Annotated in this window: 10 protein-coding genes; all 10 read right to left on the reverse strand. The window is 70.6% G+C overall.

The genetic code is table 11. The annotated features are described in order from the left end of the window. On the reverse strand, positions 1-226 hold a 226-nt coding region (locus VFX14_14085; protein ID HEU5190809.1), incomplete at its 3' end, for a hypothetical protein. A gap of 44 nt (positions 227-270) precedes the next feature. Further along, entirely contained in the window at positions 271-2,508 is a 2,238-nt protein-coding gene (locus VFX14_14090; GenBank protein HEU5190810.1) for a heavy metal translocating P-type ATPase, read from the reverse strand. A 7-nt stretch (positions 2,509-2,515) separates the two neighbouring features. After that, positions 2,516-2,797, reverse strand: coding sequence for a metal-sensitive transcriptional regulator (locus VFX14_14095; protein HEU5190811.1), 282 nt, complete (start codon positions 2,795-2,797; stop codon positions 2,516-2,518). Between the two features lie 65 nt (positions 2,798-2,862). Next, a complete protein-coding gene (locus VFX14_14100; GenBank protein ID HEU5190812.1) occupies positions 2,863-3,222 on the reverse strand; it encodes a hypothetical protein in 360 nt (119 codons plus the stop codon). 7 nt (positions 3,223-3,229) lie between these two features. Beyond that, positions 3,230-4,819: an Rne/Rng family ribonuclease gene (locus VFX14_14105; GenBank protein HEU5190813.1), complete on the reverse strand. Its 1,590-nt coding sequence runs from the start codon at positions 4,817-4,819 to the stop codon at positions 3,230-3,232. Positions 4,820-4,867: 48 nt separating this feature from the next. Then, on the reverse strand, positions 4,868-5,953 hold the full coding sequence (rodA, locus tag VFX14_14110) for a rod shape-determining protein RodA (protein HEU5190814.1): 1,086 nt from the start codon (positions 5,951-5,953) through the stop codon (positions 4,868-4,870). Further along, the gene (gene mrdA / locus VFX14_14115; protein ID HEU5190815.1) at positions 5,950-7,749 is read right to left on the reverse strand and encodes a penicillin-binding protein 2; all 1,800 of its coding nucleotides are present in this window, start codon (positions 7,747-7,749) and stop codon (positions 5,950-5,952) included. Before mrdA ends, rodA begins: the two co-directional genes overlap by 4 nt. 25 nt (positions 7,750-7,774) lie before the next feature. Beyond that, complete coding sequence (gene mreD, locus VFX14_14120) at positions 7,775-8,281, reverse strand: rod shape-determining protein MreD (protein HEU5190816.1); 507 nt, start codon at positions 8,279-8,281, stop codon at positions 7,775-7,777. A gap of 1 nt (position 8,282) precedes the next feature. Continuing rightward, complete coding sequence (gene mreC, locus VFX14_14125) at positions 8,283-9,122, reverse strand: rod shape-determining protein MreC (GenBank protein HEU5190817.1); 840 nt, start codon at positions 9,120-9,122, stop codon at positions 8,283-8,285. 47 nt (positions 9,123-9,169) lie between these two features. Continuing rightward, the coding region (locus tag VFX14_14130) for a rod shape-determining protein (protein ID HEU5190818.1) at positions 9,170-9,529 on the reverse strand (360 nt) is incomplete at its 5' end.

A 9,529-nucleotide genomic window follows, 5' to 3' on the forward strand; every position in this document is an offset into this window, starting at 1 on the left:
GGCGCCGCGTGAACCCTCCGACCATGCGGGCGCCGGCCAGCCCTCCGAGGTCCGCGGCGACGGCGGGGTTCGCAGCGCCTCCCCGCGAGGTGCCACGCGCCTCCAGCACCTCGTACCCGGGCGACGGGGTGCAGACGGCGACCAGCTCGACGGCGCCGTCCTCGTCGGCGAGGTGCACGGTGTGCGTGAGGGCGTCGGCGGGTGTCGCGTCCACCCGACCGGTCATTTGTCGCTCGTAACGGTCCCGGACCTCGAGATACGGCGAGGCGATCACGGGGACGAGCCGCCGAACCGCTTGAGCCGCAAACTGTTGAGGACCACGGACACCGACGAGAGCGCCATCGCTGCGCCGGCGAGCACCGGGGAGAGCAGAATCCCCGCGACCGGGTAGAGGACGCCCGCAGCCACGGGAACGAGAATCAGGTTGTAGCCGAATGCCCAGGCGAGGTTCTGCTTGATGACGCGCACGGTCCGGCGCGAGAGCTCGATCGCCGCGGTCACGCCGCGGAGATCGCCGCGCATGAGGGTGACGTCGGCCGCCTCGATGGCGACGTCCGTGCCCGAGCCCATCGCGATGCCCACGTCGGCCTGGGCCAGCGCGGGCGCGTCGTTGATGCCGTCGCCGACCATGGCGACGAGACGGCCGCCGGCCTGCAGCGTCGTGATCTCGGCGGCCTTGCGCTCGGGGAGCACCTCGGCGAGCACGCGCGTGATGCCCACCTCTCGCGCGATGGCCCCCGCGGTGAGATGACCGTCCCCGGTGAGCATGACCACCTCGAGCCCGCGGCCGGTGAGTGCCGCCACCACCTCGCGCGCGCCCGGCTTGAGCACGTCCGCCACCGCGATCACCGCAAGGGCCTGGCCGCGGAAGGCCACGTAGACCGCGCTCTTGCCCTGCTCGGCGAGGGCGCGCGCATGCGGGGCGAGCGCGTCCACTGCGATCCCCTGCGCCTCCATGAGGCGCTGAGTACCGAGGAGGATGCGCCCGTCGGCGGCCCCCGCGATCACGCCCTGGCCGGGCACCGCCTGGAACGCGCCGACCGGTGGGAGCGCGAGGCCGCGCGCCTTCGCCTCGCTCCCGATGGCCTCGCCGAGCGGGTGCTCGGAGCCCTGCTCCGCGGCCGCGGCGAGGGCGAGCACCTCGTCGGGTGTGACGCCGGCCGCCGGCACGACGTCGGTGACCATCGGCTTGCCCACGGTCAGCGTGCCCGTCTTGTCGACCACCATCACCTGCACCCGCTGGAGCATCTCGAGCGCCTCGGCGCTGCGGATGAGCACGCCCAGCTGCGCGCCGCGTCCCGTCGCGACCATGATCGCGGTCGGCGTGGCCAGGCCCATCGCGCAGGGACAGGCGATGACGAGCACGGCCACCGCGGCGGCGAGGGCGTGGAAAAGCGCCGGCGCGGGGCCGACCGCCCACCAGGCGACGAAGGTGACGGCGGCCAGGAGCAGGATGAACGGGACGAACACCGCGGCCACGCGATCGGCGAGGCGCTGAATGGGCGCCTTCGACCCCTGCGCCTCCTCGACCAATCGAATGATGTTCGCCAGCGCGGTGGCGGTGCCGACGCGGGTGGCGCGGAAGGTGAAGCTGCCGGTGCGATTCACCGAGCCGCCAACCACCGCGTCGCCGGGGCCCTTCTCGATGGGCAGGCTCTCGCCGGTCAGCATGGACTCGTCGACCGTGGAGGCGCCCTCGATGACCTCGCCGTCCACCGCGACGCGCTCGCCGGGCCGCACGCGGATGAGGTCACCGACGAGCACGTCGCCGACCGGCACATCGCGCTCGACGCCGTCGCGCCTCACCCGCGCCTGGCGCGGCTGGAGGTCGAGGAGCCGCCGGATCGCCTCCGAGGCGCCGCCGCGGGCGCGCGCCTCCAGCCAGCGGCCCAGGACCAGGAACGTCGTGAGGAGGGCGGAAGCCTCGTAGTAGGGCATGGCGCCCGTCGCCATGAAGGCGTGAGGCCAGACCGTCACCGCGAGGCTGAAGAGGTACGCGGCGCTGGTCCCGATCGAAACAAGGGCGTTCATGCTGAGGATCCGGTGGCGCAGCTCGCGGAGGAAACCGGCGTGGAACTCCGCGCCCACCCAGAGCTGCACCGGCGTGGTGAGGGCCAGGAGTAGCCAGGGGTTGCGGAGCGCGGCTGGCGCCCAGGGGAACAGCTCCGGCATGCTTCCCAGCAGCACGGGCACCGACAGCGCGGCGCCCACCAGCACCTTGATTCGCAGGAGCCAGTCGCGCGCCGCCCGCTCCTCCTTCTCGCGGTCGGGCGCGGGGGCAATGTCCGCGGGAACCTGATAGCCGGCGGCGGCCACGGCGGCGCGGAGCGCGGGCAGCTCCGCCCGCGTCGGATCGAGCCACACGGTGGCCCGCTCGGTCGCGAGATTCGCCACCGCCTTCTCCACGCCGGGCACGCCCTGCAGCGCGCGCTCGACCTTGCCCACGCAGCCCGCGCAGTGCATGCCCTTGATGGGCAGGTCCAGGCGCGTGTCCGTCGCGGCGGGCATGGGGCCCTCACCGGCCCCCGAAGCGCGAGAAGACCTCGAGGAGTTCGTCCATCTTCTTCTGACGCTCCCGGCCGTTGCCGGAGCGGATCGCGTCGGTCACGCAGGACGAGATGTGGCGCGCGAGCAGGAGCTTCTGCACCTGCTCCACCGCCCCCTCCACGGCGGTGAGCTGGAGGAGGATGTCCACACAGTACTTGTCCTCCTCGATCATCCGCTGGATGCCCTGGATCTGGCCCTCGATGCGGCGGAGCCGGCCTAGCGCCTTGCCCCGTGTGTCCTCGTCGATCATGGGCGCCCCCCCCCTATACCCTACGGGGGTACTCTACCACAGGCGGCAAGCCCTCCGGGCCGGGCTCAGGCGGGAAGGTCGGGGAACAGCGACCCCTGCTCGGCGGCGGCCGGGCGGCGCCGGCTCCGGGCAGACGCCTTGGCCGCCTTACCCTTGGCCTTGTCCGCGGCGGGGCGCTCGCGGCGCGGCTTCACCCAGCCCTTCTGGCGGGCGATCTTGTCACCCTGCTTGATCAGAAGGAGGTCGACCAGACGGGCCAACGGATTGCCCAGAAGCTCCAGGTACTTCTCCCAGTAGCGGGGTGAGTAGGCGAGGGTCTTCATCTGGTCGGTGGCGAGAGCCAGTGCGGTGCGATCGCCCTTGCGGGCGGCGACCCGGAGCTGGTCGAGGATCTTGGCGCGGCTGATGCGAGACGGTCGCGTCACCTGGGTCTCACCGGAAGGTCACATCATACTCTTCCCGGTGATAGGTGGGCACCCCCTGCGGCACGATCTTCCGGCCAATGATGGCCTGGAGCCGCTCGACGCCCTCGCGCTCCTCCGCCTCCAGCCGGTGAGCCATCTCGGGATGCGCGCGCACCAGCACCTCCCCCCCCGGGGCTGCGTCGGGCACCTGCGCCTGGATCTTGCGGAAGATCTCCGCGGCGAGCGTCGCGTCGGACTTCACGTGGCCGCTGCCCTTGCAGGTCGGGCACGCCGCGAAGAACATGGACTGGAGGTCCTGCCGCGCGCGCTTCCGGGTCATCTCCACGATGCCGAGCTCGGAGATCTCCAGCACGTTGGTCCGCGCCTTGTCGTCGGCGAGCGCCTTCTTGAGGGCGCGCGAGACCTGCTCCCGGTGCTCGGCGCGCTCCATGTCGATGAAGTCGAGGATGATGATGCCGCCGAGGTCGCGCAGGCGGATCTGGCGCACCGCCTCCGCGGCGGCCTCGAGGTTGATCTTCAGCACGGTCTCCTCGAAGTCGCGCTTCCCCACGTATTTCCCAGTGTTCACGTCGATGGCGACCAGCGCCTCGGTGTGGTCGATCACGATGTAGCCGCCCGACTTGAGCCACACGCGCCGGCGCAGCGCCTTGTCGATCTCCTTCTCGATCCCGGTGGCCTCGAAGATGGGCTGCTTGCCCTCGTAGCGCTTGACCCGCCCGGCGAGCTGGGGCACGAGCGTATTGGCGTAGCCGAGGACCTTGGCGTACCCCTCGTCGGTGTCGACGAGGAACTCCTCGACCTCCGGCGAGAAGAGGTCGCGCACTACCCGGAACGTCAGATCCATCTCCTCGTGGAGCAGCGCGGGTGCGCGCGCCGCCTCGTGGCGGCTCTGCACCTGCGACCAGAGCCGGCTCAAGAACTGGATGTCGGCGGCGATCTCCTCCTCGCCCTTGCCCTCCGCCACCGTCCTGACGATGAAGCCCCCGCTCGCCGGCCGCACCACCTTCACGATGTTGCGCAGGCGCTCACGCTCCGCCTCGTCGTGGATGCGCCGCGACACGCCGACGTGACGCGACTGCGGCATGAACACGATGTACCGGCCGGGGATGGAGATGAACGAGGTGATGCGCGCGCCCTTGCTCCCCAGCGACTCCTTGGAGACCTGGACGAGGATCTCCTGCCCCTTGTGCAGGAGCTCCTCGATGGGCGCATGGGCGAAGGCGGGCCGGCTCGCGCCGCCCTCCGCCTCGGCCTCGGCGAGCTCCTCTTCGACGGACTCCGCGGCCGCCTCGGGCGGGGCCTCCACCGCGTCCCCGTTGCCCGCCTCGTCCTCGACGCCCTGGGCCCGCTCATCGGCCGCGTCGGTGAGCTCCGCAGTGTAGTCCCCGCCGTAGAGAAAGGCGTCCTTGTGGAGGCCGATGTCGACGAACGCGGCCTGCATGCCGGGCAGGACGTTGGTGACGACACCCTTGTAGATGTTGCCGACGATGGAACGACGGCGCGCCCGCTCGACGTACAGCTCCGTCAGCTGGTTGCCGTCCTGCACGGCGAGACGGGTCTCCGTCACGCCGACGTTCACGACGATCCGCTTGGCCACGGCAGCCCCCGACGAGTCCGACTCCGAGAGCCGGCCCGTTTGCTCGGGTTACTGGAACTGCCGCATTCGAACCGAGAGGAGGAGCCCCAGCGCCATGAGGGAGACCACCATGGACGATCCCCCATAGCTCATCAATGGCAGCGGGATGCCGACCACGGGCAAGAGACCCGTCACCATCCCCAGATTGATGAGCGTCTGGGTGGCGAACAGAGCCGTCACGCCCAGGGCGACGATCCGTCCCCGTGGCTCACGGGCGCCTGCGGCGATCTCGAACCCTCGCAACACCAGGAGACCGTACGCCATGATCAGGACCAGACACCCCGCGAAGCCCCACATCTCAGCGAACACGGCGAATATGAAATCCGTGTGTCGCTCCGGGAGAAAGGAGAGGCGGCTCTGCGTCGCGCCGCTCACTCCCTTGCCCAGGAGCTGACCGGAACCGATGGCAATCTTTGCCTGGATGACATTGTACGCCGTTCCCAGGGGGTCACGGAACGGATCGATGTACACGAGGAGTCGCTCCCGCTGATACTCCTTGAGGGCGAACCACGCCACCGGCATGAGGGCGAGGCCGGCGAGGATGAGGCCGGCGAAGATGCGCAGGCGGATCCCGATGCCCAGGAGGACGGCGGCGAGCACGGGCAGGAGCACGAGGGCGGTGCCGAGGTCGGGCTGGCGCACCACCAGCACGAAGGGCACCCCGACCATCACGCCCGTCCAGATCAGGGTCGCGCGCGATAGGGGCCGGCTCCACCGTGACGTGAGCGCCCAGGCGAGCGTGAGCACGAAAATCAGCTTGAAGAGCTCGGACGGCTGAAAGGTGAATGGGCCCAGGTGGATCCAGCGGCGCGCGCCCGACACGGTGCGCCCCAGCACGAAGACGGTGAGGAGCAGGCTGAGGCCGATCGAGTAGAAGAAGGGCGCGGCGCGCACGAGATTGCGGTAGTCGAGCGCGATCACGACCAGGAGCGCCATCGTGCCCACCCCCACCCACGAGAGCTGGCGCCACGCAATGCTGCCGTGGGGAGAGAGGCTCCAGAGCGAGATGAATGAGAGACAGATCAGCACGATGGCGGCCGCGATCAGCGGCCAGTCGACGTTCTGGAGGAGGCGACGATCGATCCGGAGGATCACGAGCCGGCGCCGGCCAGCACGCCCATCGCCACCTTCTCGAGGAAGATGGCCTGGAAGATCTGGCGTGCGATGGGCGCGGCAACCGAGCCACCGTGGCCGCCGCCCTCGACCAGCACCACCACGACCACCTGCGGGTCGTTGGCGGGCGCGAACGCGGCGAACCAGGCGTGATCCTGGCCCTTCTCACTCTTGCTGTTGGCGATCGTCTGCGCGGTGCCGGTCTTCCCCGCGATCTCGAGGCCGGGCAGGCGCGCGGCGGCGCCGGTCCCGCCCTCGTTGACCACGCCCGACATGGCATGGCGGAGATAGGCCCAGATCACCGGTGAGAGGTCCACCTGCCCGGTCATCTTGCTCGTCTCCGCGTATGCGAGGGTGCCGTCGGGCCGCTCCACCTTCTGGATCAGCCGCGGCTTCCAGAGGATGCCGCCGTTGGCGATCGCGGAGGTCAGCCGCGCCACCTGCACCGGGGTCACGAGCAGCGCGCCCTGACCGATCGAGATGTTGAGGGTCTCGCCGGAATGCCAGACGCGGCCGCGCTCCTTCCTGCCTGCCGGCGTCGGCACGAGACCCGCGCGCTCGCTCGACAGCTCGATGCCGGTGGGCACGCCCAGGCCAAAGGCCTTGGCGTAGCGCGTGATCGCATCCGGGCCCACCTTGAGCCCGTACTGGTAGAAGAAGATGTCGCACGACTGCATGATCGCGCCGCGCAGATCGAGGTGGCCGTGCCCGCCCGGCTTCCAGTCCTTCCACGTGCGGCCGCCGTAGTCGAAGGTGCCATTACAGTAGATGCGGTCCATCGGGTTGAGCGAGCCTTCCTGCAGGCCCGCCGCCACCACCACCATCTTGAACACCGAGCCCGGCGGATACTGCGCCTGGAGCGCGCGGTTCAGCAGGGGGTGGGCGGGATCCTTGATCAGGCGAGCCCACGCGTCGCGGTCGAGATTGCCCGCGAAAGTATCGAGCCCGTAGGCGGGACCCGAGACGAGTGCCAGGATGTCCCCGGACCGCGGGTCCATCACCACCACCGAGCCCGCCTTGCCGGCCATTGCCCGCTCCGCGGTCTCCTGGATGCGCCGGTCCACCGTGGTGATGACCTGCGCGCCCGGACGCGGCTCCTCGCGCTGCATGAGCTGCACCGGCCGGCCGAGCGCGTCCACCTCGATGCGCTCCCCGCCGTCGCGGCCGCGGAGATGATCGTCGAGGAGGCGCTCGAGCCCGGTCTGGCCGATCATGTCGCCGCGCCGGTACCGCCCGCCCTTCATCTGCTCATCGCTCACTTCCCGCACGTAGCCCAGGAGGTGCGCCGCGAACGTGTTGGTGGGATAGACCCGCGTGGGCTCGACCTCCACCACCACGCCGGGCAGGTCGAGCTTCGATTCCTCCACCTTCGCGACGTCCTCCAGCGAGAGATCGCGCCGGATGCGCACGGGGCGGAGGGAGTCGGCGGGAACGCGCGTGAGGGAGTCCTGCAGCTCGGCGAGGGGAATCTTGAGCATCACCGCAAGGCGCGCGAGCACGGTGTCCCGGTCCTCCATCTCCCGCGGGATCAGCGAGAGCGTGAACGCGGGCCGGTTGTCCACGAGGGCAAGCCCGTTGCGATCGAAGAGAATCCCGCGCGGCGCCGCCACCGGGCGAACCCGGATGCGGTTCTTCTCGGACATGTCGCGGAACCGCGCGCCCTCCAGGACCTGGAGATACCAGAGCTGCCCGATGAGGAGGACGAAGCACGTGGCGCAGAGCACAGTGAGCGCGAGGACGCGTCTGCTCCAGCCGTCGCGCCGGCCGCTCCCCGCCATCACTTCCACGGAATCATCTCCACCGTCACCAGCGCCGGGGCGCCCGGAACGTCGCGTGAGCCCGGGCCGCCTCGAGCCCGAGCATCGCCACGATGCACGCGGCGCCGAGCACGCCGTTGTAGAGCGCCTGGGGCAGGATGACCTCGACGAGCAGCGCGCCGAGGCTCGCCGGATAGTGAAAGAGCTGCAGGAGCCCGAAGCGCAGCAAGCCCTCCGCGAGGGTCAGCGCCACCAGCCCCGGCACCTGCACGAGCGGGTTCGCCACCCACAGCCGGCCGCCGGCCAGGCCGAGCGAGAAGCCGGCGAGCGCCTTGGTGAGCGCCTGCACGCCCACGAGGCCACCCGCGGCGACGTCCTGCAGCAGCCCGGCGAAGAAGCCGGCGACGCAGCCCGCCTCGGGGCCGCGCCGAAGCGCCCAGAACACGGTGAGGATGAACGGGAGATCGGGCGTCGCGCCGCCCACGGAGAGCGCCTGGACGAGGCTCGACTGCGCCACGCTGCCGCCGAGGGTGAGTAGGAAGAGCCACTTCACGCTAGCTCTCCCTCGGAAAGAGGCCCGCCAGGTCCTGCGTGGTCTGGCCGGTCAGCAGGAGCACTTCCTCGACCCGGGCGAAGTCGACCACCGGCGCCAGCACCGCGAAGTGAAACAGTGCCGAACCCTTGTCCTCGATGGAGACGACACGGCCCACCGGCAGGCCCTTGGGGAATACGTTTCCCTGCCCGGAGGTCACGAGGACGTCGCCCACGACGATCCCGGAGCCGTCACGCGCCATGTACTTGAACCGCACGGCGCCGCCCGGGTCGCCCTCGACGAGGCCGGGGGTGCGCGTGCGCTGCACCATCGCGCCCACGGTGGACGCGGGATCGTTGAGGAGCTGCACGACGGCGGCGCCCGGCCGCACGCGCACGACCCGGCCCACCAGGCCGTCGGGAACGATGACCGGCGTCTGGGTCGCGATGCCCGCGCCCGCCCCGCGATTGATGGTGAGCGAGCGCACCCAGCCGCCGCCCTCGCGTCCGATCACCTCGCTGGTGAGGGTGGTCATGGGGAGGCGCTGGCGAAGACCGAGGAGGCGCCGAAGCCGATCGTTCTCCTCGCGGGTCTCGGCGGCCTGCATCGACTCCACGCGTAGCCGCTCGTTCTCCGTCCGCAGCTGGACGTTCTCGCTCCATGACGTCCGCCACTCGCGGTAGCCGACCCAGAGCGAGATGGAGGCGCGGTGGATCTTGGCGAGGACGACCTGCACGGGGGTGGTGAGGATGGACAGCACGTCGGCGGCCCGGCCCGTCCCCCCGCCGCGCGTCTGCACGGTGAGGAGCACCAGGCAGACCAAGAGCACGACGACGAGGAGACCGTACCTGCGAACTCTCACCGAGGGTCACCCACGTGGGGACCGGCCGACGCGCGCGCGGAGGCGGGCTAGGCCGGGATCGCCACCTTCTTCAGAAGATCGAGCTCATCGAGCACCTTGCCGGTACCGAGGGCCACGCAGGACAGCGGATCGTCGCCCACGGTGATCGGCAGGTCCGTCTCCTGGCGGAGCAGGAGATCCAGGCCGCGGAGCAGCGCGCCGCCGCCGGTGAGCACGATGCCCTTGTCGACGATGTCCGCCGCCAGTTCGGGCGCCGTATGCTCGAGCGCCACCTTGACGGCCTCGATGATGGCGCCGACCGGCTCGGCGATGCTCTCGGCGATCTGCCGTTCGGCGATGACCAGCTCATTCGGGACGCCGTGCATCAGGTCGCGGCCCTTGATCGCCATGACGCGGCCGTCGCCGTC

This window comes from Candidatus Methylomirabilota bacterium (assembly GCA_035764725.1).
Taxonomy (GTDB): domain Bacteria; phylum Methylomirabilota; class Methylomirabilia; order Rokubacteriales; family CSP1-6; genus DASRWT01.